Raw genomic sequence first — 23,829 nt, forward strand, 5'->3', positions numbered from 1 at the left:
ATACATGATCTTCAGCCAGATTCTAGCGTAATCTGAGAACAACGTAAATGCTGGCATTGCCACGCTTGACCAGAAGGGCAACTGAGCCACGCTTTTCTGCTTCTCTCATGGCCTTGCCGTATTCGTCAAGATTTGCCACTCGCCGCTGGTTAACCGAGACAATCAGATCTCCTGGTTGCATGGATTCTGCTGCCGGACCTTCGGGGTCAACTTCGGTTACAATCACTCCCTTAACCCCGGAACTGCGCATGTTCCTGGGGATTTCATCAACATAAAGCCCAAACCAACCTGCTGCAGGTTCGGCTGAATGTGCTGCGCTTGCTTCAGCACTATCACTGCTGGCAACAGTCAGGGTGATTTTCAGGCTCTTCCCTTCCCGATACACTTCGATCTCGGTTTTCTGGCCGATCGGAATTTCCGCAACAGCCAGCTGCAACTGTTTTGGGTTCTTTATCTCTTTACCGGCAACTTTGGTTATGATGTCGCCTTGTCTGATGCCTGCTTTTTCCGCCGGACCGCCTGACATTACTTCTGCGACTAGTGCGCCGGTAGTCTTGTTCAGCCCGAATGAGCGGGCGATGTCATCGCTTACCGGTTGAATTGAGACCCCGAGCCAGCCCCGAGGAACACTCCCCTTTTTGATGAGGTGATTAACAACGTTTTTTGCCATATTGATCGGAATGGCAAAGCCGATCCCCTGGCCCGCAGCCACAATCGCCGTATTTATCCCAACCACTTCGCCGTAGACGTTCAGTAGCGGACCACCAGAATTACCCGGATTAATAGAGGCATCGGTCTGAATGAAATCTTCATAGGTCTCAATCCCCATGTTTGACCTGCCGGTGGCAGAGATGACGCCGACCGTTACCGTGCGATCCAGGCCAAAGGGATTACCGATGGCGATAGCCCACTGTCCGACCTGCAGCTTGTCCGAGTCTCCCAGCACCGATACCGGAAGGTCGGAAGCACCAATCAGCTTGATCACTGCTATATCGGTTTTAGGGTCTTCACCCACAATCTTGGCACTGTACACCTTGTCATTCGATAGCTTTACTTGAATGGTGTCGGCATTCTTGACCACATGATCATTGGTGATAATGTACCCTTCCTTGTTGATTATGAACCCTGAACCAAGGCTGCTCTCTTTGCGATATCGCGGACGGGGTTGTCCTCCACCGAAAAAATCGTCAAAGAAAGGTGAAAACTCGAAAAACGGCTGGATGACGCGCTTTTTGGTTACCGTTGAGATGTTGACTACCGATGGCGTAACAGTCTTGGCAACCGCCATGAACGCCTGCTGCGAGACGATAATGTCTTTGGGGACATCTTTGACCGGAGCGTCCTGGGGTCTGGTGGATTCTGTGAAAGGAGTGGCTGCTTCTTTCTTGTTGCATCCTGGAACCGCAAGCAGAGCCAGAATCGATGCTAAAACGATCACGCGCAGTTTCATTGAAGCTACACCTCGTATGATCTGAGATTAAGTGCTTGAAACTGCAGCAATGTTAGCGAAAAGCAGGGCGGATGTCAATTGCAGGAAGCAGGTTTTCAGAGAAGTTTGTGGCGCTGCTTGGCGCTGTGCTCGCGTTGGAGCATCTGGGCGGTCATTTCCCGGAGCTGTTTAACCTCTTCTTCGGTAATGTTCAGAAACCTGAGCCCCATGGCACTGTCCTGGCCGGTATTGCTCCAGATAACCTCTGCCGATATGGAGAGAGCTGATGCGGATTGCGGGGTGTAGAACTGAAGGCATATTGTCTGCCCAACCGGAAGGGGAGAATTGGTGGCTATGGATATGCCATTGTCGGAAATATCGAATGTTGAGCAACAGCAGGATTCCCCACCCGGGCTGACGATCCAGCAGCCAATCTGGACTTGTGCCCGCTTGTCTCTTCGTCCTTCCATTACACTTTGCCTCCTCTGCCAGCATATAGCGAACATAAGGGTACCATGGGCGGCTTTTAATGCAAGTCTTGCTATTAATTAATAGGATCTGGGAGCTTAAACTTTTTGTGATCTGCTCAGGCAATGACTCGTCTGTTACAGATCTGTACAGCTGTTACTATCTGCTACACAGCTTGGTTGATGATAGCTCTTATTTTTCAGGTTGTTACGGATTGGTGGCGCCGGCACTAAAAATGGATGCACCACTATTTAAGGAGCATGCAACCGTAGGCAAGAGGAGAAGATCCATGGAAAAACGAAAATTTACCCGCGTGCCGATACGAGTTGAAGCCTTTGTCAGTTGTCAGGCGAAATCGTTCAAATCAGAGATAGAAAACCTCAGCCTGAACGGCGTCTGCCTAAAAACTTCGGAGAATCTGAAAAAAGGAGATGTGGCCAGGGTGACCCTGTATCTGGTGGGGACCATGCAGCGTCTTGAAGTCTCAATCTCTCTGGTCGGGACGGTACTCAGAGCCGACGACGGCCTGATTGTCGTGCATTTTCAGGAAATGGACCTTGATTCTTTCACCCAGCTGCGCAATATAATTGCCTATAATACCGGTGATTCCGACAGTGTCATGCAGGAGTTTATCAATTCGTTGCAACAGTCGGGTGGCGAGGTTAAAAAAGCCGTATAAAATGGATGGTCACGGGAGTATGGGTATTAAAAAGGGGCGACTCGATTGAGCCGCCCCCTTTTTTTACAGGACTTAAATGATAACAGCCGGTTATTCGATCACTTTCGGTACCCGGAAAAAATCATCCACCCGGTCCGGTGCTGACGAGAGTGCATTGACAGCGCCAATTGACGGCGTTGTAATATCCGCTCTGAAGGCATTTTCCAGCGGGACAGCATGGGCAGTCGGGATAATGTGGTCCGTTTCCAGTTCATTCAGTTTCTCAACATAAGAAAGAATGGCATCCATCTGGCCGGTTAGTGTGGCGATCTCGTCTCCGCTCAGCTCCAGACGCGCCAATTGCCCAACTTTTTCGACATCTTCCCTGGTAATTTTCATTTCTGCCCCTCACTAATAAATACCGTGACTATTTTGTTGTTCTTATCATGGCCCGCCTAAAATGGCAAGGCTGAGAAGATTGCACCGGCAGCAGCTTGAAATGAAGCAGGGGGCTGCTATACTGAAACCCGTTGATATTGCATTAGCAAGGCTGGAGGGATGTTTGAACCTGCAATGCTGTTGGCATAATGTAACTATCTCTCCCGGGGATTGCCCGTATATCGAACCGGGTGAAGAGGATCTGCTTGTCTCCCATGAGCGCAGGGTCATAGAGAAATGCTCGAATTGCCCGCGGTTCATCTCGGAACTTGAAGGGATGAAAAGTGCCGGTGAACCGTTGGCGCCCATACTGAAGATCCTGACTGTCGAACTCGTTGATTTGCGGGTTCGGCTGGAATCAATGGACGGATTTCTCAACAGCAAAACCCGCGAGATCCGCTTTCTTCATGAATTGAGTACGGTGCTGCAAACCTCGATGGACCTGGATGAAGTCTTGTCGGTTGCCATGACTGCCATTACCGCCGGCAAAGGGTTTGGCATGAACCGGGCTTTCCTGCTGATGTGCGACAAAGACCAGAATTACCTGCGGGGATACCTGGGGGTTGGTCCCAGGAGTTATGAAGAGGCGTGGCACATCTGGCAAGAGGTGGAGCAGACCAATCTGACCCTCAAGGAGATGGCGCAATTTTTCAGGGAGAACAAGCTCTTCTCCGAAAAAGTCAAATTTCAGGACATTTTGGAACGGCTTTCAGTGCCGCTTGAAGACCAGACGCACATCCTCACCAGATCACTGCACGAAAAGCGGCCTATCCTGGTGGTGGAGGCTTTCAATAATCCGCTGGTTTCCCGGGAGTTTGCCGAAATTCTCAATGTTGACAGCTTTCTGGTCATGCCCCTCATCTCGGGTAACCGCAAAATCGGGGTACTGATTGCCGACAACTTTATTACCCAGCGGGCCATAACTCATCAGGACATCCAGTCGATAGAGACCTTTGCCTTTCCGGTGGCGTTTGCCCTGGTCAGGGCCTCTCTCTACGAGCAGCTGCATGAAGAGGTGGACAAGCTGACCCTTGCCAACCGCAAACTGCAGGAGCAGCAGGAACTGATCGTCAAAATGGAGAAGATGGCCCTTGTCGGGCGGATCACTTCAAGCATTGCCCACTCCATCAGGAATCCGCTCATGGTTATCGGCGGCTTTGCCCGATCGCTGCTGAAGAGCATCGAAGTGGATGACCCGAAGAAGGAATACCTCTCGTCAATAATCCAGGAAGCGCGGCAGCTGGAAGATGTCCTGGTCGAGATCTTGAACTATTCCGATTCCCTGTACCCGGTAAAGGATCAGTGGGACCTTAATCAGTTGCTGGAGGACTCGTGCCGGGATCTGCAGCCCAAATTTGCCGCGGTTGACTGCTCCTGTCGTTTTGAGCTTGCCGAAGATCTTCCCACGGTGCTGATAGACTACAAACAGATTTCCTATTGCGTTCGGACCCTGCTGGTTACTGCGCTTGAAAACCGGTCCCCCGGTGGCGAACTCCTGGTGTGCAGCAGGTGGTGGGACCATGTGGTTATGCTGGAGATTTACGATCAAAACGGCTCTTTGCCGGAAGATGTCTGGGAAACCATGGCAACGCCGTTTTCATCAACTCAGGAGCTTGGGGTGGCAGGAGTGGTCGGACTGCCGATATGCAGGACAATTCTGGAAAAGTCTGGAAACAGCCTTGAGATTGAAAGGTCTCAAGGGGGTGGGATGCGATATATTATCAGGCTGCATTTGCAGAAGGAGGAGTAACAATGGCAAGGTTATTGGTCGTAGATGATGAATCCAGCATCAGATTGCTCTATTCGCAGGAGCTTGGCGAAGAGGGGTATGACGTGGTCACCGCCGGTTCGGCGGTTGAGGCTGTGGAAAAACTGCAGAATGAGCAGTTTGACCTGATCCTGCTCGACATCAAGCTGAAGAACGAGAGTGGCCTCGATCTCCTGCAGAAGATCGTCAAGGACAGGCACGACCTGCCGGTTGTCTTGTGCTCGGCGTTTTCCTGTTACAAGGATGATTTTTCCGCCTGGCTGGCAGACGGCTATGTCGTAAAATCCAGCGATCTGCAGGAGCTGAAGGATGAAATAAAAAAAGTGCTGGCAAAGAAGCAGAACAGGTAATTCCTGAACGGTTCTCTCCGAACTTTCTACCGATATAAGGAGCTCTTTTTTTATGAAAGCAGTAATCATGGCCGGCGGATTCGGCACTCGGATCCAGCCACTTACCTGCAATATGCCCAAACCGATGATTCCGCTCATCAACCGGCCGATAATGCTGCACATTGTGGAACTGCTCAAGAAATACGAGATAACCGACCTGGTGATGCTGCTCTATCATCAGCCGAGCGTGATCAAGAACTTTTTCCGGGATGGTTCGGATTTCGGCGTCAAGATCACCTATGTTACCCCTCTTGAAGATATGGGCACTGCCGGTGCGGTGAAATGCGCCGAAAAATATATTGATGAACGGTTCCTGGTCATCAGCGGCGACCTCCTGACCGACTTCAACCTGAAAAAGGTCATGGATTTCCATAGTGACAACAAGGCGCTGGCCACCATAACGCTGACCTCGGTAAAAGACCCGCTGCAGTTCGGGGTCGTGATCACCGACAAAGAGCGGCGCATCATCCAGTTCCTGGAAAAGCCGGGCTGGGGCGAGGTTATCTCCGATACGATCAATACCGGCATTTATGTCTTTGAGCCGGAGATCTTCAATTTTATCCCGGCCAATGAAAACTTTGACTTTTCCCAGGACCTCTTCCCGATGCTTCTGGAGAAAAAGGAGCAGCTTTTCGGTTATCCGATCAAGGGTTACTGGCGTGATGTCGGCAACACCGATTCATACCGCGAAGCGCACCACGACATCTTCCGGGGGCGGATAAACGTCAAGATCGACGAGCCGAAACAGGATGTGGTCGGGCGTGACCTCCGGCTGGGCACCGATGTCCGCCTCGATGAATCCGCGCTGCTCGACGGCACGGTGGTAGTTGGCGACAACTCGCAGATCTTCGGCAGCAGCCAGATTAAGGATTCGGTTATCGGCCGTAACTGCACCATCGAACCGGGGGTGAAACTGTCCCGGTGCGTGATCTGGGACAACGTCTACCTGAAAAAAGGGGCCAAGATCGTTGATTCCGTTATCTGCAACAATGTCAGTGTCGGCCAGGGGGTGGTGATCGAAGAAGGAGGGATCATCGCCGATGATACCTCGATCGGCGAAGAGGCCTACATCAAGCGCGACGTCAAGGTCTGGCCGCGCAAGCTGATCGAGGCGGGCGCTACAGTCACTGACAACATGATCTGGGGCGAAAAATGGAAGAAGTCGCTTTTTGAAGGGGCGATCATCAAGGGGTTGACCAATGTCGAGCTGACCCCTGAGTTTGTTGCCAAGCTGGGGTGCGCCTACGGCACGTCGCTTCCCAAAGGGAGTTTCGTCCTGGCTGCCCGCGACGCCTTTCTCGCTTCCCGGATGCTCAAGCGGAGTTTTCTTGGCGGCATATTGTCGGCAGGGGTCAATGTCCGCGACCTGAAGATGATGCCGCTGCCGATCGTGCGCTACAAGCTGAAAACCTTCGGCGAGGTCGGCGGGGTCCATTTCCGGCAGAGCCAGGAAGACCCGGCACTGACCGAGATTGTCTTTCTTGATGGCGATGGCCTCGATTTCTCCAGTTCCATGGCGAAAAACGTGGAACGGATATTTTTCAAGGAGAATTTCCGGCGGGCGCACCACAAGGAGCCGGGAGGGATCACCGAACTGCCCCAGGTTATCGATTTTTACCGGGAAGGGTTTGCCCGGGGAGTAAATCGCGATCTCCTGAAAAAGCAGAACTCCAAGATCGTTATCGATTTCAATCACTCGCCGGCCGGGCAGCTTCTTCCGCCGATCATGAACGATCTCGGCATCGAAGTGATTGCCCTGAACGCCTATGTCGACGAGGAACGGGGCATCAAGAACGCCGATGAGCGGCCGCAGAGCCTCAGCCAGTTGTCGAAAATCGTCACTTCTCTGGAGGCCAGGGCCGGTTTCTGGCTGGACCCCACCGTGGAAGGGGTTATCGTTGTTGACGAGACCGGCAAAGTCTACACTGCCGAGGAGACCCTGCCGTTGATGGTGGCGCTGTTTCTGCGGAGCGGCCAGAAAGGTACCTTTGCCGTGCCGGTATCAGCGCCGTCGGTGGTCGAGATCATGGCCAGCGAAAAAGGGTGCGCCGTAATCAGGACCAAGAACTCGGAACGCGCCATGATCGAGGCGTCTCTCGCCTCCGAAGTCATTATGGCCGGTTCAATGGACGGCCGCTTTGCCTTTCCCAAATTTCAGACCGGGTTTGACGGCATGTTTACCGTTGTCAAGACCGTGGAACTGCTGGCAACCTCTGGTGTGCCGATGTCGGTCATATACGGAGAGATTCCCCACCGGACATTTCTGCAGAGCCGCATTACCTGCGCCTGGGAGATGAAGGGGGGGATCATGCGCAAGATGAGCGAGGACAGCCTTGACTGCGAGGCAACCTTCATCGACGGCATCAAGGTTCATTTTGGCGAGGACTGGGTGCTGGTGCTGCCGGACCAGTACCAGCCTTTCGTCCATGTCGTTGCCGAAGGCAAGGACCCCAAGGTTGTTCACCGGTTGTTGGCCGAGTATCAGAAGAAGGTCGAGAAGTGGAAGAAGGAACTGCAATAGGGGTAACCGGCTGGCCAACGTTTCATTACTGTTAACAACATAGGTACAGGCACTGATGTCAAAGCCGCTCGACATACTATTTATCTGGCATATGCATCAGCCATTCTACAAAGATCCGGTCAGGGGAGAGTATGTGCTCCCCTGGACCTACCTGCATGCCGTGAAGGATTATTACGACATGCCGGCGATCGTCGCGGCAACTCCCGGGGCCAAAGCGGTGTTCAACCTGGTGCCGTCGCTCCTGGAACAGCTTGAAGATTATGCGGCCGGCACAGCCAATGACCCGGTGCTGAGGCTTGGCCGGATGGACCCCGGCGACATGACCGAGGACGATATTGCCCTGATGCTCGATATCTTCTTTGCTGCCAACCGGCAGCGGATGATCGAGCCACAGCCGCGTTACCTCGAACTCTTGCAGCTGGCCGGTGACGGCGATGCCGCCAAGCGCCAGGCAAGCATCCGCAGTTTCCGCCGCCAGGAGATCATCGATCTCCAGGTCTGCTTTTTCCTGGCCTGGACCGGAGAGGCAGCGCGGAACCGCTGGCCCGAATTCCGGGAGCTGCTGGCCAAAGGGCGCAATTATACCGTTGCGGATCGTGACCGGCTTTTTGCCGCCCAGCAAGAGGTCATCAACGCCATCATCCCGCTGTACCGCAAGCTTCATGACGAGGGAAAGGCCGAGCTGTCCCTGTCTCCCTACTATCACCCGATATTGCCACTGCTATGCGACATGAAGATCGCCCAGGTGTCAATGCCCAAGGCCAATATCCCGGCGGCCCGCTTCTGCCACCCCGAGGATGCCCGCAGCCACATCATGGAAGGTATTGCCTGCTTTGAACGAATCTTCGGTTTTACCCCGGCAGGGATGTGGCCCTCAGAAGGGTCGGTGAGCGATGAAGCGCTCAAGATCATCTGCGATTGCGGCATCAAATGGGCTGCAACCGACGAGGCGATCCTGCAGCATACGGTGCCCGGCATCACTGGCCAGAACCGCGAAGGGTTGTATCACCCCTACCGCTTTGGCTGCGACGGTGCCGAGCTGGGGGTGATCTTCCGCGACCATGCACTTTCCGATCTGATCGGTTTTACTTATTCCCAGTGGGACACCGGTCGCGCCATCGAGGATTTCATGGAGCGCCTGCGCCGGATCCGGCAACAGTTTCCAACGAGCAGCCTGGTGCCGGTCATCCTTGACGGCGAGAATGCCTGGGAATATTACCCGGACAATGCCAACCCGTTTTTGTCGACGCTCTATGCCGCCATTGCCGGTTCTGCGGAGTTCCGGCTGGTCACAGCCACAGAGGCGGTGGCAACAATCAAGCCGAAGCAGACCTTGACCCATATTCACCCCGGCTCGTGGATCAATGCCAATTACGGCATCTGGGTCGGCCATCCGGAAGAGAACCTTGCCTGGGACTACCTGGAGCGGGCCCGCGAGGCGGCTGTCACCCGGAATCCCCAGGTCGCCGCGCTGCTGGCGGCAGGCCGGGGCGCGTCAAACATGGCGGTCGAGGCCGACGACACGGCCCGGCTGATCTGCAAGGCGCTCTTTGCCGCAGAGGGGAGCGACTGGTTCTGGTGGTACGGCGACGATCATTTCTCGGCGCATGCCGACCGGTTCGACGCGCTGTTCCGCAAGCATCTGATCAATATCTACCGGCTTCTGGGCCAGGATCTCCCGCGGGAACTGTACGAGCCGATCAAAAAGACGCGGGAAGCCGGTTTTGTCCGTGAACCGTCCTCGTTCATAACCCCGGTGATCGACGGTCTGGTGACTGATTATTTCGAGTGGCTCCCGGCGGGTCTCTTCGATCTCTCGCGCCAGTCATCGGCCATGCACTCATCGGAAAGCAGCCTCCACTCCTTTTTCTACGCCTATGACCGGGAATCGCTCCATCTCCGGATCGATGGGGCTGTTGCCCTGGATCAGCTGCTCGGCTCAACAGATACGCTGTATATTTTTATCGGTGCCCGGCAGAAGGAGTATCGTCTGGCGATTGGCCGCAGCGAAGATAGCGGCTATCTTGCGGCAAAGAGTGCCAGCGGTTTCCGTGCCACCAGGAACCGCTATCGCTACAAGATCCGCAAGATCTGCGAGGTGACCCTGCCCCTTGCTGCGATCAAGCCGGTTCAGGGAGAGCCGCTGCAGCTTTATATAACGCTGCAGCGAGACGGTGAGGAAGTTGGTCGGTGGCCTGCTGATGCGCCGATGGAATTAAAGTACCTGGGTGACAGTCTGGAACTTGATAACTGGCTGATTTAAGGAGAGTCGATGTCCGAGCTTCGTTGGGACCCCCTCAAAAAACATTGGGTAATCATCGCCACCGAACGGGGGCGCCGTCCCCTGGATTTCCACCAGGATACCCCGGCTACCACCATGATCAGCTGCCCATTTTGCTATGGCCACGAGGCGCGCACCCCCCAGGAGATCTTCGCCATTCGCCCGCCGGGCCCTGCCAATACCCCCAACTGGAAGGTGCGGGTCATCCCGAACAAGTATCCGGTATTACGGGTTGAGGGGGAGGTGAAGAGCCGCGGTTATGGGCTTTACGATGTCATGGACGGCATTGGCGCTCATGAAATAATCATCGAAACTCCGGACCATGACCGGGGACTGGCCGACCTTTCCATTGCCGAGCTCACCGATGTCCTCAAGGCATACCGGGCACGCTACCTTGACCTTCGCCAGGATTTCCGGCTGCGCTACATGGTGCTGTTCAAGAACCATGGCACCTTGGCCGGCGCTACGCTCCAGCATTCCCACAGTCAGCTGATCGCCGTGCCGCTGATTCCCCCGGTGGCAACGACCGAGCTCAATGCCTGCCGTGAGTTCTTTGCCACCAAGGAGCGCTGCATCTTCTGCGACATGATTGATTTCGAGATCTCCTGTGGCGAGCGGGTGGTCAAGGAGTTTCCCGATTACGTTACCCTGACTCCCTATGCCTCGGCATCGCCGTTCGAGCTGCGGCTTTTTCCCAAGAAGCATTGCCATGACTTTGCCCTGCTCAATGACGGCCAGTTGGGGGCGCTGGCGCAAGCCATGAAGGATATGCTCTGCCGGCTGAAAGTGGTACTCAAGGATCCGCCGTACAACTTCATCCTGCACACGGCGCCACCCGCGCACCAGCGTCTCGGCAAGCCCGATTACTGGGGCTCCCTGGCCTGGGATTACCACTGGCACATCGAGCTGGTGCCGCGGCTGACCCAGATTGCCGGTTTCGAATGGGGGACCGGTTTCTACATTAATCCGACGGCGCCGGAGGATGCTGCAGCATTTCTTCGGGAGGCAGAGGTCTGACCATGGCTCAACCGGAGGCAACCGAGCAGGAGAAGGGCGTGGTGGACGAACTCACCAGCGAGATCAAGCGGGTGATCGACGATAACCGGAAATTCCTCGAAAGAATCATGGCCGACGATTTTGACGACGACGAACTGCCCGATGAAGAACCTGAGATGACCGAAGAGGAGCAGTGAATCTGGCGCTGCCCTGCCTCAGTTACAGCCATTTTTTCCGTTTGAAATAAAAAAGCAGGGAAACAGCGACTGACAGCATCAGGCCGAGGCAGGCGAAATACCCCCATTGCCAGTGAAGCTCGGGCATGAACTGGAAGTTCATCCCGTAGACACCGGCAATGTAGGTGAGGGGGATGAAGATGGTGCCGATGATGGTGAGGAATTTCATGATCTCGTTCATCCGGTTACTGATGCTCGACAGGTAGACATCGAGCATGCCAGACAGCATGTCCCGGCTTGTCTCGATGGTATCGATCACCTGGATGGTATGGTCGTAGATGTCGCGCAGGTAGATCACCACTGTTTCGCTGATCAGCTGCGAATCCCGGCGTTCCAGGGCGCCAATCACCTCGCGCAGCGGCCAGATTGCCTTGCGCAGCAGGATCACCTCACGCTTCAGCTGGTGGATTTTCCGCACTGTCTCCGGACACGGATCGGCCATCACCTCGTCTTCCAACGCCTCGATCCGTTCCCCCACCTGCTCCATTACCACGAAATAGTTGTCAACAATGGCGTCCATCAAGGCATAGACGAGGTAGTCGACCCCCAGTTCCCTGATCTTCCCCTTGCCGTTTCTGAGCCGTTCCCTGATCGGGTTGAATACGTCCCCCTCCACCCCTTCCTGGAAGGAGATAACGACATTGCTCCCCAGGACGAGGCTTACCTGCTCGGTGACGATCTCACCGTCTGTGTTGATACGCAGCATTTTCAGGACAATGTAGAGGTAATCGCCGTAATCTTCGGCTTTCAGGCGTTGGTAGGTATTGAGGATATCCTCCAGGACCAGGGGGTGCAGTTTCTGGCAATCTCCCAGCTGCCGGATGGCCTCGATCTCGTGCAACCCCTCCACGTCGATCCAGCTGACAATGGCGGTATCGGAGTGGCTCATGCACTCCTCAATGGCCTTGATCTCCTTTTCCTCGCATCCTCCGGCATGGTAATTCATGACCGAGATCCTGATATCCCGGTCGCGCAGCTCGCCAATGTGGACGAGGGTGCCGGGTGGCAGGCCGCTCTTCACTGATCTCTTCTTGATGGTCCGGACCATGGTTACCGCCTGATGATGAATGAAGCTGGATGCTCGGCTTACGCCGGATTGTCAGCTTCTGCCTGCGCAAGAATTTCCCGGGCTGTAGCGTCATCCGGGTTTTGCTCAAGCGCCATTCTCAAGTGTACCAGCGCTTCCTGCCGTTGTCCCAACTGCAGGCAGACAGTGCCGAAATCCCTCTGGAGATCCGCCAGGGTGTTGTCCAATTGCTCTGCCGCGGCAAAGTGTTCTAACGCTTCCGGATTGCCTGCGCGACCGAGCAGGTTGCCCAGTGCGTGATGGGCCTCGGGAAATGCGGGGCTGAGTTCAATGGCCTTCAAGTACAACTCCCGGATTTTCCCGGGGTCGCTGCCCAGGGATTCCTCAGCCGCGCCGAGTCCGAAATAGCCTTTGGCTAGATTCTCATCCAGGGCGATTGCCGCGCTGAAGCTGTTGCGAGCGGCTTCGTAGGATTGCATCAGCAACTGGATATTGCCGAGATTGATCTGGGCCAACGGGAACTCAGGGTCCAGCTCTGCGGCCAAAGTGCAATGGGCGAGGGCTGCTTCGAGCTGGTTGGACATCATCAGGGCGGCGCCGTAATTGTTTTGGCAGCGCGCATGGTCCGGGTTCAGCTTGACCGCTTTTTCATAATAGTCAATCGCCTCGGCGAACCGCCCAAGGTCCTGCAACAGTACGGCATAGGTATAGATCGCCCCCCAGTGGTTCGGCGCGTGTTTCAGCGCTTCCTGCAGCACGTTTTCCGCGTAGTCGTAGATGCAAAGGTCGTGAAGCGTATCGCCAAGCTTATGGAGCATATGGGCATTGTCCGGCACGAGTCCTGCGGCGATTTCGAAACAAACCGCGCTTGCCTGAACAAACCCCTCATCCTTGAGCTGGTCTCCTAAAGAGCCAATGATCTCGGCAATAGCCGGAACGGTCAGAAACGGCGCGCCGTTGATCAGCGCGGCCAGGTCGAGCGAGATGGCGCGGGAAATGGTCTCACCTTTCGCTGAACTTTGCTCGCTGAGCGCGCGGAGGTTCTCCGCCGCCTCGGCGATGTCTCCTTTGCTGGCCTTGGCGGCTGCAGCAAAAAACGGGATAAGGTTATCGTCGGGGTGTTCTCCGGCAAGCCTGGCATAGGTGGTAAGCGCCGCGTCCACTTCACCGCGCAGGTGCATCGCCAGGGCAGCAATGAAATCAACTTCCCCAGGTGTTGTCGTATCTTCTGTAGCATTCTTTCCCAAGATCTTGTCGAAAAAACCCATAATTAAGTTGTCCTTTTCTGTGGGGAGTAAGTTCTAATTTCTTTTCTCAACTCGTTGTTGAACAGTTTCCCTATATAGGAAACTTGTTTCTTATATAGGAAATATATTTCCTATATAAGATGCCTATGAGGTTTCTTATATAAGAAACTATTGTCTTTTCCCCGGCTGTACTAGACCCACGTCTTCATGGGCTACCTTTTTGGCTGTAGCACATAGTTTCGGTAGGTTATAGCATGATTGAGCTTTGAGTAAAATGGCTTTATTAGGGCTGTTTATTAATGGTGCGCAGGCTATGGCAGGCGGCAATAAAAAAGGCTGCCCGTGTTCGCGGGCAGCCTGGATATGGATTCCGGCAACTGTTCAGCCGGATGGCGCTTCAATAATCAATGGTGCTTGGACTGTTTCCCTTCGCCGCCGCCGGGCACGTCATGGCCTGCTGCCAGGTGGCACTCGCTGCAGTTGGTCTTCATCATCTCGTCGCCGATATCAACCGGATGCACGAAATCCTTGACCTGGGTGCCGGCCGGGATGTTCTCCTGCTTCTGGCTGATGACGGTGTGGCAGAGGTTGCAGTCCTTGGAGATAATCTTGCCGCTGGCGGTCTTGTGCTTGCCGTCGTGGCAGCGGAAGCACCCCGGCGTGTAGAAGTGGCCGATATGGTTGGGATAGGTGCTCCAGGTGATCTTCATCTCCGGGAAGTAATTGCGCTTGTACATCCCCTGGATATGCCGTACCGCGTCTGCAATGCCGGCGGCCTTCTCCTGGGCTATTTTGGGGTAATTCTTGGCATAGTAATCCTTGATGCCGGTCTCGATCGCCTTTACCCCTTCTTCGGTGCTCTTGTACGGCTTTTCAAGCAGCTCCACGCCGACCTTCTTGATGAACGGCAGGTTTGAATCGACCTTGCCGGACACGATGCTTTCGTCCATCTCCTGACCCGGCGAATGGTAGATGTGGGTCGGCCGGTTGTGGCAGTCGGTGCAGTCCATGATCCGCTTTTTACCCTTGGCGACTTCATCCTTGGTCAGCGGTTTTTCGCTGTCCATGTACTCGGTGATGGAGCCGTCTTTCTCTTTTACCGCGATATACGGGATATCAAAGCGCTTTTTGTCCCGGGCGATGTAGTTGACCTCGGTGCCGATGTGCCAGTGGATGCCCATGGCGTGAGGCGACTTGGGGGTGCCGCCGATCTTGATCAGCAGGTTGACCTCGCGCGGGGTGTTCTGCTCGTTAGGGGCATAGTGATAGAAGATCTTCTGCCGGCCTGAATAGAACTTCTCAGGCCAGTGACAATGTTCGCAGGTGTCCCGGGCCGGGCGGAGGTTTTCAATCGGGGTCTCGATCGGGCTCGGGAAGGAGTGGGTGAGTACGGCCCAAACCTGGCGCAGACCGGAGATCTTGGCCTTGACGTACCACTCGGCGCCTGGGCCGACATGGCATTCAACGCACTTGACCTTGGCGTGGGGGGAGTTGCTCCAGGCTGTATGCTCAGGTTTCATGACAACATGGCACAGTTCGCCGCAGAAGGTCGTCGATTCGGTGAATTCAAAGCCTTTGATGGTGGCGATGGTTATCAGCAGCACGAACACCACTGTGGCGATGGAAAAGAACACCGTCAGTTTCAACTGGTGCTTGTCGTTCAGGTCCAGCCTCGGCAGAGGCGGGATGACGGCGCCGGCGCCGGCTGCGCGCAGTTTGTTCCTGGTATGCCACATGCCGGCAGGAATAATCAGGAGCCCGGTAACAAGCATGGCAGGGAAGAGGAAGAAGGTAAGCAGACCGAGATAGGGGTGGTCAATCCCCATGATGATTTCCATGGAGAGGAATGCAATGATCAGCCCTGTGGCGACAATTGCAATGATCATCCCGGCAATACTGACCATGTTCCATGCATACCTGAAAGTCTTGTGCATAGCTGCTCCTTGTTAAGAAAATCTTATTGAAACTGCCTAGTTAAAGGCCAAAGGTTGGTAAATCTATATCGCGGTGCTGTGGTTTGTCAAAACAAAAATTTATAATCATTTCCATCTCATCTTACTGAAAGTTTTGCGGGTTTCAAGCCTTGCCAGAGGATTATTGTTTTGCACAGCTTGCATCTAATGAACGCTGTTATAAAATGATTAAAGTCAAAGAACTGCTTTTAAGCCGAAGTGCTGTTTTAACCAGAAAGTTTCTGAAAGGCGATGCGCTATGAGTCATGTCTGGCGACCATTGTTTGTGGCACTGGCTGTTGTTGCCACAATCCTCTGCATGCGGCTGGTGCTGGTGCCCGATGATTTCGGTATTCACGAGCAGGGGTACATGTATGGCTGGCATCGGAAAGGTAACGAGACCGACTGGAAAAACATCAAGGTGAAGTATCGGACCACTGCCTATTGCATTAACTGTCACAAGGACAAATATCTGGATATCAAGGATTCCCCTCATGCGGCAATAATGTGCGAAAACTGCCATGGCCCGGCCCTGGGCCATCCACAGGATCCGCGCACCCTGGAAATCAACCGGAGCCGCCAGCTCTGCGTGCGCTGCCACTTCAAACTGCCGTACCCTAACAGTGCCAGGGGCGGCATCAAGGGGATCAACCCGGCGACGCACCATCCCGAGGCCGAGTGTGTCCTGTGCCATTATCCGCATAACCCGTTACGGGCTGCGGTGAGAAAAGAGGCCAAGCGATGATTTCCCGGCGGAATTTCTGTAAAAAAGCGATGCTTTTCATCGGTGGTGTGGCCGTGCCGGTTGCCGGCCTGGAGATCTTCAACCCGCAGCGGCTGCTGGCCGAAAAACAGGATCCGGCAAAGGTCCGCTGGGTGTTCCTGGTTGATACCCGCAAGTGCGTTGGCTGTGGCTTCTGTGTCAGGGCGTGCAAGCTGGAGAACGAGATTCCCTATGATGCCAATGTTTCCAGGACCTGGGTTGAGCGATACGTGGTCACCAGGGACGGCAAGGTGCATACCGACTCACCCAAGGCAGCCCGGGACGGCTTTACCACAAAGGCCATTGACCAGGCCGGTAAGGGGATGCTGGAAATCAGGGATGAGGATATCACCAAGGCCTTTTTTGTGCCCAAACTGTGCAACCAGTGCGAAAATCCGCCCTGCGTCCAGGTCTGCCCGGTTGGCGCAACGTACCAAACCCCTGACGGGGTGGTGCTGGTGGACCGCACCTGGTGCATCGGCTGCGGCTACTGCGTTATGGGGTGCCCGTACGGGGTTAGATTCTTCCATCCGGTGTACAAGGCGGCAGAGAAGTGCAACTTCTGCTACCACCGGATCTCCAAGGGGATGAAGAGCGCCTGCGTCGAAGCCTGCCCCTTCGGGGCGCGCACCATCGGCAATATCAAGGACCCTGAGGACCCGGTGACCAGGATCATCATGACCGAGCGGGTTGCAGTTTTGAAAGAGGAGTATGGCACCAAACCGCAAGTCTTCTATTTAGGCATGTCCAAGGAGGTGAAGTAGCCATGGTGCATGGTGAGGTTTGGACCGCCAAGGAGCTGTTTGTCTACCCCAATGAATATATCTACTGGACCATCCAGATCGTGATGTATCCGTTCATGACCGGTCTGGTTGCCGGTGCTTTCGTGTTGTCGTCGCTCTATCATGTCTTCGGCGTGAAGCAGTTGAAGGAGATCGCCCGGTTTTCCCTGGTCTTCTCCTTTGCCCTGCTGCCGGTGGCCATGATGCCGCTGCTGCTGCATCTCCAGTTCCCGTTCCGCGGCATCGAGGTGATGATGACCCCTCATTTCACTTCTGCTATTGCCGCCTTCGGCATTGTGTTCACTACCTACGGCATGATCGTGGCGGCGGAGCTCTGGTTTGTCTACCGGAAATACTTTGTCGAAACCGCTCTGGAACTGCGGCAGCTGACCGGGCGGAGTGTCACGCAACAGTTTCGCTATGTGCTCTATTCGGTGCTGACCCTCGGCGCCTGGGATATCAGCGAACAGGCACTGGAAAAGGATGAGCGGGCGGTCAAGCTGCTGGCCGGTACCGGTATCCCAGTGGCCTGTTTCCTCCATGGCTACGCCGGTTTCATTTTCGGCTCGGTAAAGGCCAATGCCCTGTGGATGACGCCGCTGATGCCGGTGATCTTCATCTGCTCGGCGGTGGTATCCGGGATTGCGCTCTGCATTGTCACCTACATTGCCACCATGGAGATCCGCAAGGCCTTGCATGCCTGGAAGCAAAAAAGCAGTCCGGCGTTGCCGCTGCTCGACGAGATGAAAAGCGCGGAGCTGCAGGTGGTCACCATGACAGCGCGCTACCTGGTCATGTTCCTGATTCTGGCGATTACCCTGGAGCTGCTAGACCTGATCTTCCGCGGGTACACCGCCGTCAAGTCGTGGGATATCCTGAGGAGCGTCATCTACGGCAAGGATTTTGTTAATATTTTCGTGATCCAGTACGGCATGGGCAACCTGATCCCGTTTTTCCTGCTGCTGTTGCCGCGTCTGACGATCCGTCGTGCCGTAGCCGGGACCCTGCTGGTGCTGCTTGGCGTATTCATGATGCGCTGGAACGTGGTCATCGGCGGCCAGGCGTTCTCCTCCTCGTTTAGCGGGTTTATGCATTATCATCTGCCGATCTGGCCGGATAACCTGGAGACCTTCAAGGAAGGGCTGTTCGGAGCGCTGCTGGTGGCGATTACGCCGTTTGTCCTGTTTTGGGGTCTCAACAAGGTGATCCCGGTTTTTCCGGTCAAGGATACGCACTGACCGTCCGAATTTTACAGTGGGGCTATTGACAAGCAGTTCCGGCATTTGTTAGCCTCTGGTGACATTTCCGTTTTGGCAATGCTCTATTTCGATTTTGCAGGGGAAGATCAAAATGCACAAAAAACTCTTTATCCCGGGGCCGGTTGAGATTGCTCCAGAAATCCTGGCTGCCATGGCCAAGCCGATGATCGGGCACCGGATGGCAGAGTATGCCCAACTGCACAAGCGGGTTACGGATAACCTTAAAAAACTGATGTTTACCGACTCCCGGGTGTTCTTGGCCACCTCCAGCGCCTTCGGCGTTATGGAAGGCGCAATCCGGAACCTGGTGGCAAAGCGGTGCGCCAACTTCTGCAATGGCGCTTTTTCCGACAAATGGCACGATGTGACCAAGCGCTGCGGCAAAGAGGCCGATGCCTTCAAGGCAGAGTGGGGCAAGCCGATTACCGCCGAAATGGTGGACCAGGCGCTGGCTACCGGCAAATACGACGCCATGACCCTGATCCACAACGAGACCTCCACCGGCGTGATGTCGCCGTTGCCGGAAATTGCCGAGGTGCTGCGGAAGTATCCGGACGTCGTTTCCATTATCGATACCGTGTCCTCGATGAGTGCCCTGAAGATCCCGGTTGATGAACTCGGCATCGATTGCTGCATCTTCGGCGTCCAGAAGGCGTTTGCCCTGCCGCCGGGGCTGGCGGTGTTCACTGCCAGCGAAAGGGCACTGGCCCGGGCCAAAACCGTTGAAGGGCGCGGTTACTACTTTGACTTCATCGAGTTTGCCACCAATGACGACAAGGACAACACTCCGTCGACACCCTGCATCTCCCAGATCTATGCCATGGATTGCCAGCTGGAGCGGATTTTTGCCGAGGGACTGGAGAAGAGATGGGATCGGCACAAGGAGATGGCGTCTCTGGTCAGAAATTGGGTAATCGAGCGCGGCTACAGCTTTTTCCCCGAAGAACGGTTCCTGTCAATGACCCTGACCTGCGCCAGGAACACCAGGGGGACTGATCTCGCCGCCCTCAAAAAGCGCCTTGCCGCAGCCGGCTATGCCTTTGACGACGGCTATGGCAAGATCAAGGGTGAGACGTTCCGCATTGCTCACATGGGCGATATGCAGCTGGCCGATCTTCACGGCCTGCTTGCGGAGATCGACCGGCAATTGGCTGAAATGTAAAGATTGCACTGTTGTTGCCGAAAAGACAGTTATGGTTTAACCTAAAGGCAGTTGTGACAAAAAGCATAACTTGATGTGGAAGAGACAGAGCCCCGGATTGTCTCCGGGGCAAAAAAAGGAGATTACAATGAAGTGCCCGAATTGCGGTGGAAGAGAAGCTGTTGAAATTGACATGCATTCTGAAGGGTTTTCTGCAGAAACATCGCCGGTAAAAGAGTGCGGCACCTGCGGTCTTGTCTGGCGGATCAAGGTGACCGGTGACCGTCACGAACTGGATATCATCAAGCAGGCAGACAAAAAATAGACTAATCGAGGTCGTTTTAATCCTGCCACGAAATGCACTGGACCGGACAGCCGTCAATGGCTTCCTGTATTTTCCTCTCTTCGGCGCCGGTCGGGTTGTATACTTCTGATTTCGAATCGCTGCCGAACCGGAACACCCCCGGGCATGTCGAAACACAGAGTCCGCAGCTGATGCATAATTCCCTGTCAACGTAAGGGATTCTGGACATTTTCATTGATTCCTTTCGGTTGTTCTTATTGTGCCCTGAATTGTATCACGGGGCAATTGCCTGTCAATCGGCTGTTGAAGCCATTCCGACCCATGTCACGATATTTTTATTCATATTACACGTAATTTTATTCTTCCTTAATTCGTGATTTTTGTGGTAGTTTCCCAAACTGTAACAACCGGTAAATAAGCATTCGGCTCGATTATGGGCTTCGCAGTTTGAAGAAGCTCAATTAAATATCTGAGAGGGGGCAAGGTTAATGAGTTACGACGTTCCGAAGAATGAACAGCTGTTGAAGTGGGTTGAGGAAGTTTCGGCCATGTGTGAGCCGGAGAGGATCCATTGGTGTGACGGTTCACAAGAGGAATACGATGAACTTTGCAATCTTCTGGTGCAAAGCGGCACCTTCAGAAAGCTGAATCCCGAGAAGCGGCCGAACAGCTACCTGGCTTGGTCTGACCCGATTGACGTTGCCAGGGTTGAGGACCGCACTTTCATATGCAGCCTTTCCAAACAGGATGCCGGTCCGACCAATAACTGGATGAACCCGAAAGAGATGAAGGAAAACCTGCACAAGCTGTTCAAAGGGTGCATGAAGGGTCGTACCATGTACGTCATCCCCTTCAGCATGGGCCCGCTTGGCTCGAACATCGCCAAGATCGGCGTTGAGATCTCTGACTCCCCTTATGTTGCCGTAAATATGAAGATCATGACCCGCATGGGTAAAGCGGTGCTGGACATTCTCGGCAAGGATGGTGAATTTGTCCCCTGTCTCCATTCAGTCGGCGCACCGCTGCAGCCAGGCCAGAAGGATGTCGCCTGGCCATGCAATAAAGAGAAGTACATTGTTCATTTCCCTGAGGAGCGCGCCATCTGGTCGTTCGGTTCCGGCTACGGCGGCAACGCCCTGCTCGGTAAAAAGTGCCTGGCCCTGCGTATCGCTTCCAAGCAGGGTAAAGATGAGGGGTGGCTGGCCGAGCATATGCTGATCCTTGGCGTCGAGTCTCCCACCGGTGAAAAATCCTATGTTGGTGCAGCATTCCCCAGCGCCTGCGGCAAGACCAACTTTGCCATGCTCATTCCGCCCAAATCTTTCCAGGATAAGGGATGGAAGGTAACCACCATCGGTGACGACATCGCCTGGATCAAGCCCGGCCCCGATGGTCAGGTCTATGCAATCAATCCGGAAAATGGCTATTTCGGCGTTGCTCCCGGCACCAACTACAAGACCAACCCCAATGCCATGATTTCCTGCGAAAAGAATTCCATCTTCACCAACGTGGCGTTGACCGAAGACGGTGATGTCTGGTGGGAAGGAATTGACGGTGAAGTACCGGAGAAACTGACTGACTGGCAGGGGAACGAGTGGACCAAGGGTTGTGGCCGTCCGGCTGCCCACCCCAACTCACGCTTCACCTCGCCGGCATACCAGTGCCCGAGTATTGACGCCGATTGGGAAAACCCCAAAGGGGTGCCGATGAGCGCCTTTATCTTTGGCGGCCGTCGTAAGGACACCGTGCCGCTGGTCTACCAGGCATTCAACTGGAACTTCGGGGTTTACCTTGCATCAACCCTCGGTTCGGAAACCACTGCCGCGGCAGTAGGTGCCACCGGCAATGTCCGTCGTGACCCGTTCGCCATGTTGCCGTTCTGCGGCTACCACATGGCCGACTACTTTGCTCACTGGCTGCAGTTCGGCCGCTCCATCCCCCGCCCGCCGCGGATTTTCAGCGTCAACTGGTTCCGCAAGGATGCCGACGGCAAGTTCATCTGGCCGGGCTACAGCGATAATATGCGGGTCCTGAAATGGATTGTCGAGCGAGTTCAGGGTCATGCTGCTGCGGTCGAAAGCCCGCTTGGCTGGATGCCGCGCTACGAGGACATGGATTGGGAAGGGCTCGATATGCCTCGCGAGAAGTTCAATGACCTGATGTCGGTCGACCGGGACGTCTGGCAGAATGAGGTCATCTCCCACGAGGAGCTGTTCGTCAAGATGTATGACCGTCTCCCCAAGGAATTCCTCCATATCCGGGAGCTGATCCTCTCTTCTCTCTGGCGTTCGCCGGAGCATTGGGAGCAGATCGGCGATGTCCATCCGGAAGGGTGGAACGAGTAATTCTCGTTAAATAGCATAACGTAGAGCAGCAGATAAAGAGGCTGGGTTATTGATCGGAATTTTCGCTCATGACCCGGCCTCTTTTTATATCTGCTCCCGCCATTGCTGAATCTGTCGTACCGGGTATAATCCGAATGGAGTCTTATGATTCATAACTCACCATGGAGGATAGCTTATGAGGCTTAACGACATCACTCGCGGCACCGGTCTTGAAGAGCACGGCATTACCAATGCCAACCTGATCTACTGGACAGCGCCGACATCGGTGCTTTACGAGCAGATAGTCAAGCGAGGCGAAGGGCTGGTGACCCATCTCGGGGCTGTTGCCGTAAAAACCGGCCACTACACCGGCCGGGCAGCCAACGAGAAATTCATCGTCGATGAGCCGTCCTGCCATAAGCATATCAACTGGGGCAAGGTCAACCGCCCCTTTGACCCGGTGAAATTTGATGCCCTGTTCAAGCGGATGCTTGCCTATATGCATGGCAAGGACCTGTTTGTACAGGATTGCTTTGCCGGGGCTAGTCCGGCGCATCGACTGCCGGTGCGGGTGATAACCGAGAAGGCCTGGCATTCACTGTTTGCCCGCAATATGTTCATCAGCGCCACCGCTGAAGAGCTTGTCGTTCATAAGCCCGAGTTTACCGTGATCGACATGCCGAATTTTCACGCCATTCCTTCGGTTGACGGCACCAATACCGAGACCTTCATTATTGTCAACTTCGCCCAAAAGGTGATCATCATCGGCGGCACCAGCTATGCGGGAGAGATCAAGAAATCGATCTTCACGATTCTCAATTATTTGCTGCCGCTTGATAGTAAGGTCATGTCGATGCACTGCTCGGCCAATGCCGGGGACAAAGGGGATGTGGCCATTTTCTTCGGTCTGTCCGGAACCGGCAAGACGACGTTGTCCGCTGATCCGGGCAGGCGGCTGATCGGCGACGACGAACATGGCTGGGACGACAAAGGGGTCTTCAATTTCGAAGGGGGCTGTTACGCCAAGATCATCAAGCTGTCCCAGGATTCCGAACCGGAGATCTATGAAACCACCAGGCGCTTCGGCACCATCCTGGAAAACGTCGCCATCGACACGGTAAGCCGCCGGGTCGATCTGGATGACGACTCTTTCACCGAGAACACCAGGGCGTCCTATCCGATCACCCATATTCCGAACATCGTCAAGTCAGGGATGGGGGAGCACCCCAAGAACCTGATCATGCTTACCTGCGATGCCTTCGGTGTGCTGCCGCCGATTGCCAGGCTTACTCCGGAGCAGGCGATGTACCATTTTCTCTCTGGCTACACTGCCAAGGTGGCAGGGACCGAAGCCGGAATCACTGAGCCCCAGGCCGCCTTCTCCGCCTGCTTCGGCGCGCCGTTCATGGCCTTGCACCCTTCGGTTTATGCCACGCTGCTGGGAGAAAAGATCGCCCGGCATGACGTCAACTGCTGGCTGGTTAACACTGGTTGGAGCGGAGGGGGGTACGGCGTTGGCAGCCGGATGAAGATCGCCTATTCACGGGCCTTGGTCAACGCTGCGATTGACGGCACTCTTATTGACGGCGAGTTCGATAAAGACCGGTTCTTTGGACTCGACATTCCCAAGGTATGCCCCGGCGTGCCGGCAGAGGTTCTTGATCCGAGAAACACCTGGAGCGACAAGGCTGCCTATGACGCAACAGCCGGAGAGTTGGTGGAGCTGTTCCGGAAAAACTTCGAGCAGTATAAGCAGTATGTTTCGGAGAAGGTGGCCAAGGTCATGTAGCCACAGCTTTGGTGGTAAGATTTTTTGCCGGGAAGTAACAAGAGGGGGTGGCCTGAG

General features: G+C 54.8%; 21 protein-coding genes. 14 read left to right on the forward strand and 7 right to left on the reverse strand.

Features of this window, described 5'->3' with window-relative positions:
* Positions 1-22: 22 nt before the first annotated feature.
* Together KI809_RS12980 and KI809_RS12985 are read right to left on the reverse strand one after the other, a co-directional pair.
* Entirely contained in the window at positions 23-1,450 is a 1,428-nt protein-coding gene (locus KI809_RS12980) for a DegQ family serine endoprotease (protein ID WP_214171996.1), read from the reverse strand.
* Between the two features lie 95 nt (positions 1,451-1,545).
* Positions 1,546-1,899, reverse strand: a complete 354-nt coding sequence (locus KI809_RS12985; RefSeq protein ID WP_214171997.1) for a PilZ domain-containing protein — start codon at positions 1,897-1,899, stop codon at positions 1,546-1,548.
* 287 nt (positions 1,900-2,186) lie between these two features.
* On the opposite strand from KI809_RS12985, the gene KI809_RS12990 reads away from it, so the two are divergent.
* Entirely contained in the window at positions 2,187-2,576 is a 390-nt protein-coding gene (locus KI809_RS12990) for a PilZ domain-containing protein (RefSeq protein ID WP_214171998.1), read from the forward strand.
* 90 nt (positions 2,577-2,666) lie between these two features.
* Here the strand turns inward: KI809_RS12990 and gatC are convergent, their stop codons facing one another.
* Positions 2,667-2,954, reverse strand: coding sequence for an Asp-tRNA(Asn)/Glu-tRNA(Gln) amidotransferase subunit GatC (gatC, locus tag KI809_RS12995; protein WP_214171999.1), 288 nt, complete (start codon positions 2,952-2,954; stop codon positions 2,667-2,669).
* A gap of 163 nt (positions 2,955-3,117) precedes the next feature.
* On the opposite strand from gatC, the gene KI809_RS13000 reads away from it, so the two are divergent.
* The 6 genes from KI809_RS13000 to KI809_RS13025 are packed head-to-tail and all read left to right on the forward strand — an operon-like array spanning position 3,118 to position 11,145.
* Positions 3,118-4,743, forward strand: coding sequence for a sensor histidine kinase (locus tag KI809_RS13000; RefSeq protein WP_214172000.1), 1,626 nt, complete (start codon positions 3,118-3,120; stop codon positions 4,741-4,743).
* A 2-nt stretch (positions 4,744-4,745) separates the two neighbouring features.
* Positions 4,746-5,111 (forward strand): response regulator, encoded by a 366-nt coding sequence (locus tag KI809_RS13005; RefSeq protein WP_214172001.1) that lies wholly within the window; start codon positions 4,746-4,748, stop codon positions 5,109-5,111.
* Positions 5,112-5,163: 52 nt separating this feature from the next.
* Complete coding sequence (locus KI809_RS13010) at positions 5,164-7,671, forward strand: mannose-1-phosphate guanyltransferase (protein WP_214172002.1); 2,508 nt, start codon at positions 5,164-5,166, stop codon at positions 7,669-7,671.
* A 55-nt stretch (positions 7,672-7,726) separates the two neighbouring features.
* Entirely contained in the window at positions 7,727-9,934 is a 2,208-nt protein-coding gene (locus tag KI809_RS13015) for a glycoside hydrolase family 57 protein (RefSeq protein ID WP_214172003.1), read from the forward strand.
* 9 nt (positions 9,935-9,943) lie between these two features.
* The gene (gene galT, locus KI809_RS13020) at positions 9,944-10,969 is read left to right on the forward strand and encodes a galactose-1-phosphate uridylyltransferase (protein ID WP_214172004.1); all 1,026 of its coding nucleotides are present in this window, start codon (positions 9,944-9,946) and stop codon (positions 10,967-10,969) included.
* Positions 10,970-10,971: 2 nt separating this feature from the next.
* On the forward strand, positions 10,972-11,145 hold the full coding sequence (locus KI809_RS13025) for a hypothetical protein (protein ID WP_214172005.1): 174 nt from the start codon (positions 10,972-10,974) through the stop codon (positions 11,143-11,145).
* A gap of 22 nt (positions 11,146-11,167) precedes the next feature.
* Here KI809_RS13025 and corA read toward each other — a convergent pair whose 3' ends face one another.
* The 3 genes from corA to KI809_RS13040 form a co-directional block, all read right to left on the reverse strand.
* Entirely contained in the window at positions 11,168-12,232 is a 1,065-nt protein-coding gene (gene corA, locus KI809_RS13030; RefSeq protein ID WP_214172006.1) for a magnesium/cobalt transporter CorA, read from the reverse strand.
* A 38-nt stretch (positions 12,233-12,270) separates the two neighbouring features.
* Positions 12,271-13,479, reverse strand: coding sequence for a tetratricopeptide repeat protein (locus KI809_RS13035; RefSeq protein WP_214172007.1), 1,209 nt, complete (start codon positions 13,477-13,479; stop codon positions 12,271-12,273).
* A gap of 383 nt (positions 13,480-13,862) precedes the next feature.
* Entirely contained in the window at positions 13,863-15,392 is a 1,530-nt protein-coding gene (locus KI809_RS13040; protein WP_214172008.1) for a cytochrome c3 family protein, read from the reverse strand.
* 277 nt (positions 15,393-15,669) lie between these two features.
* Here KI809_RS13040 and KI809_RS13045 point away from each other — a divergent pair, with 277 nt between their 5' ends.
* From KI809_RS13045 to KI809_RS13065, 5 genes are all read left to right on the forward strand, one after another.
* Positions 15,670-16,155, forward strand: coding sequence for a multiheme c-type cytochrome (locus KI809_RS13045; protein ID WP_214172009.1), 486 nt, complete (start codon positions 15,670-15,672; stop codon positions 16,153-16,155).
* Positions 16,152-16,937 carry a 4Fe-4S dicluster domain-containing protein gene (locus KI809_RS13050; RefSeq protein WP_214172010.1) on the forward strand — a complete coding sequence of 262 codons (786 nt, stop codon included), beginning with the start codon at positions 16,152-16,154 and terminating at the stop codon, positions 16,935-16,937. Before KI809_RS13045 ends, KI809_RS13050 begins: the two co-directional genes overlap by 4 nt.
* Positions 16,938-16,939: 2 nt before the next feature.
* Positions 16,940-18,193, forward strand: coding sequence for an NrfD/PsrC family molybdoenzyme membrane anchor subunit (nrfD, locus tag KI809_RS13055; protein ID WP_214172011.1), 1,254 nt, complete (start codon positions 16,940-16,942; stop codon positions 18,191-18,193).
* A 112-nt stretch (positions 18,194-18,305) separates the two neighbouring features.
* Positions 18,306-19,376, forward strand: coding sequence for a pyridoxal-phosphate-dependent aminotransferase family protein (locus tag KI809_RS13060; protein ID WP_214172012.1), 1,071 nt, complete (start codon positions 18,306-18,308; stop codon positions 19,374-19,376).
* A 127-nt stretch (positions 19,377-19,503) separates the two neighbouring features.
* On the forward strand, positions 19,504-19,680 hold the full coding sequence (locus KI809_RS13065; RefSeq protein ID WP_214172013.1) for a TFIIB-type zinc ribbon-containing protein: 177 nt from the start codon (positions 19,504-19,506) through the stop codon (positions 19,678-19,680).
* Between the two features lie 16 nt (positions 19,681-19,696).
* Here the strand turns inward: KI809_RS13065 and KI809_RS13070 are convergent, their stop codons facing one another.
* The gene (locus KI809_RS13070) at positions 19,697-19,888 is read right to left on the reverse strand and encodes a ferredoxin (RefSeq protein WP_214172014.1); all 192 of its coding nucleotides are present in this window, start codon (positions 19,886-19,888) and stop codon (positions 19,697-19,699) included.
* Between the two features lie 259 nt (positions 19,889-20,147).
* Between KI809_RS13070 and KI809_RS13075 the strand changes: the two genes are divergently transcribed.
* Together KI809_RS13075 and pckA are read left to right on the forward strand one after the other, a co-directional pair.
* Entirely contained in the window at positions 20,148-22,004 is a 1,857-nt protein-coding gene (locus KI809_RS13075; RefSeq protein WP_214172015.1) for a phosphoenolpyruvate carboxykinase (GTP), read from the forward strand.
* Between the two features lie 175 nt (positions 22,005-22,179).
* Complete coding sequence (pckA, locus tag KI809_RS13080; protein ID WP_214172016.1) at positions 22,180-23,772, forward strand: phosphoenolpyruvate carboxykinase (ATP); 1,593 nt, start codon at positions 22,180-22,182, stop codon at positions 23,770-23,772.
* The last annotated feature ends 57 nt before the right edge of the window (positions 23,773-23,829 follow it).

This window comes from Geoanaerobacter pelophilus (assembly GCF_018476885.1).
Classification (GTDB): Bacteria; Desulfobacterota; Desulfuromonadia; order Geobacterales; family DSM-12255; genus Geoanaerobacter; species Geoanaerobacter pelophilus.

Bases quoted from the DNA above. Each gene is read 5' to 3' on its own strand.
- KI809_RS12980 (WP_214171996.1), bottom strand. From the start codon at position 1,450: ATGAAACTGCGCGTGATCGTTTTAGCATCGATTCTGGCTCTGCTTGCG.
- KI809_RS12985 (WP_214171997.1), bottom strand. From the start codon at position 1,899: ATGGAAGGACGAAGAGACAAGCGGGCACAAGTCCAGATTGGCTGCTGG.
- KI809_RS12990 (WP_214171998.1), top strand. From the start codon at position 2,187: ATGGAAAAACGAAAATTTACCCGCGTGCCGATACGAGTTGAAGCCTTT.
- gatC (WP_214171999.1), bottom strand. From the start codon at position 2,954: ATGAAAATTACCAGGGAAGATGTCGAAAAAGTTGGGCAATTGGCGCGT.
- KI809_RS13005 (WP_214172001.1), top strand. From the start codon at position 4,746: ATGGCAAGGTTATTGGTCGTAGATGATGAATCCAGCATCAGATTGCTC.
- KI809_RS13010 (WP_214172002.1), top strand. From the start codon at position 5,164: ATGAAAGCAGTAATCATGGCCGGCGGATTCGGCACTCGGATCCAGCCA.
- KI809_RS13015 (WP_214172003.1), top strand. From the start codon at position 7,727: ATGTCAAAGCCGCTCGACATACTATTTATCTGGCATATGCATCAGCCA.
- galT (WP_214172004.1), top strand. From the start codon at position 9,944: ATGTCCGAGCTTCGTTGGGACCCCCTCAAAAAACATTGGGTAATCATC.
- KI809_RS13025 (WP_214172005.1), top strand. From the start codon at position 10,972: ATGGCTCAACCGGAGGCAACCGAGCAGGAGAAGGGCGTGGTGGACGAA.
- corA (WP_214172006.1), bottom strand. From the start codon at position 12,232: ATGGTCCGGACCATCAAGAAGAGATCAGTGAAGAGCGGCCTGCCACCC.
- KI809_RS13035 (WP_214172007.1), bottom strand. From the start codon at position 13,479: ATGGGTTTTTTCGACAAGATCTTGGGAAAGAATGCTACAGAAGATACG.
- KI809_RS13040 (WP_214172008.1), bottom strand. From the start codon at position 15,392: ATGCACAAGACTTTCAGGTATGCATGGAACATGGTCAGTATTGCCGGG.
- KI809_RS13045 (WP_214172009.1), top strand. From the start codon at position 15,670: ATGAGTCATGTCTGGCGACCATTGTTTGTGGCACTGGCTGTTGTTGCC.
- KI809_RS13050 (WP_214172010.1), top strand. From the start codon at position 16,152: ATGATTTCCCGGCGGAATTTCTGTAAAAAAGCGATGCTTTTCATCGGT.
- nrfD (WP_214172011.1), top strand. From the start codon at position 16,940: ATGGTGCATGGTGAGGTTTGGACCGCCAAGGAGCTGTTTGTCTACCCC.
- KI809_RS13060 (WP_214172012.1), top strand. From the start codon at position 18,306: ATGCACAAAAAACTCTTTATCCCGGGGCCGGTTGAGATTGCTCCAGAA.
- KI809_RS13065 (WP_214172013.1), top strand. From the start codon at position 19,504: ATGAAGTGCCCGAATTGCGGTGGAAGAGAAGCTGTTGAAATTGACATG.
- KI809_RS13070 (WP_214172014.1), bottom strand. From the start codon at position 19,888: ATGTCCAGAATCCCTTACGTTGACAGGGAATTATGCATCAGCTGCGGA.
- KI809_RS13075 (WP_214172015.1), top strand. From the start codon at position 20,148: ATGAGTTACGACGTTCCGAAGAATGAACAGCTGTTGAAGTGGGTTGAG.
- pckA (WP_214172016.1), top strand. From the start codon at position 22,180: ATGAGGCTTAACGACATCACTCGCGGCACCGGTCTTGAAGAGCACGGC.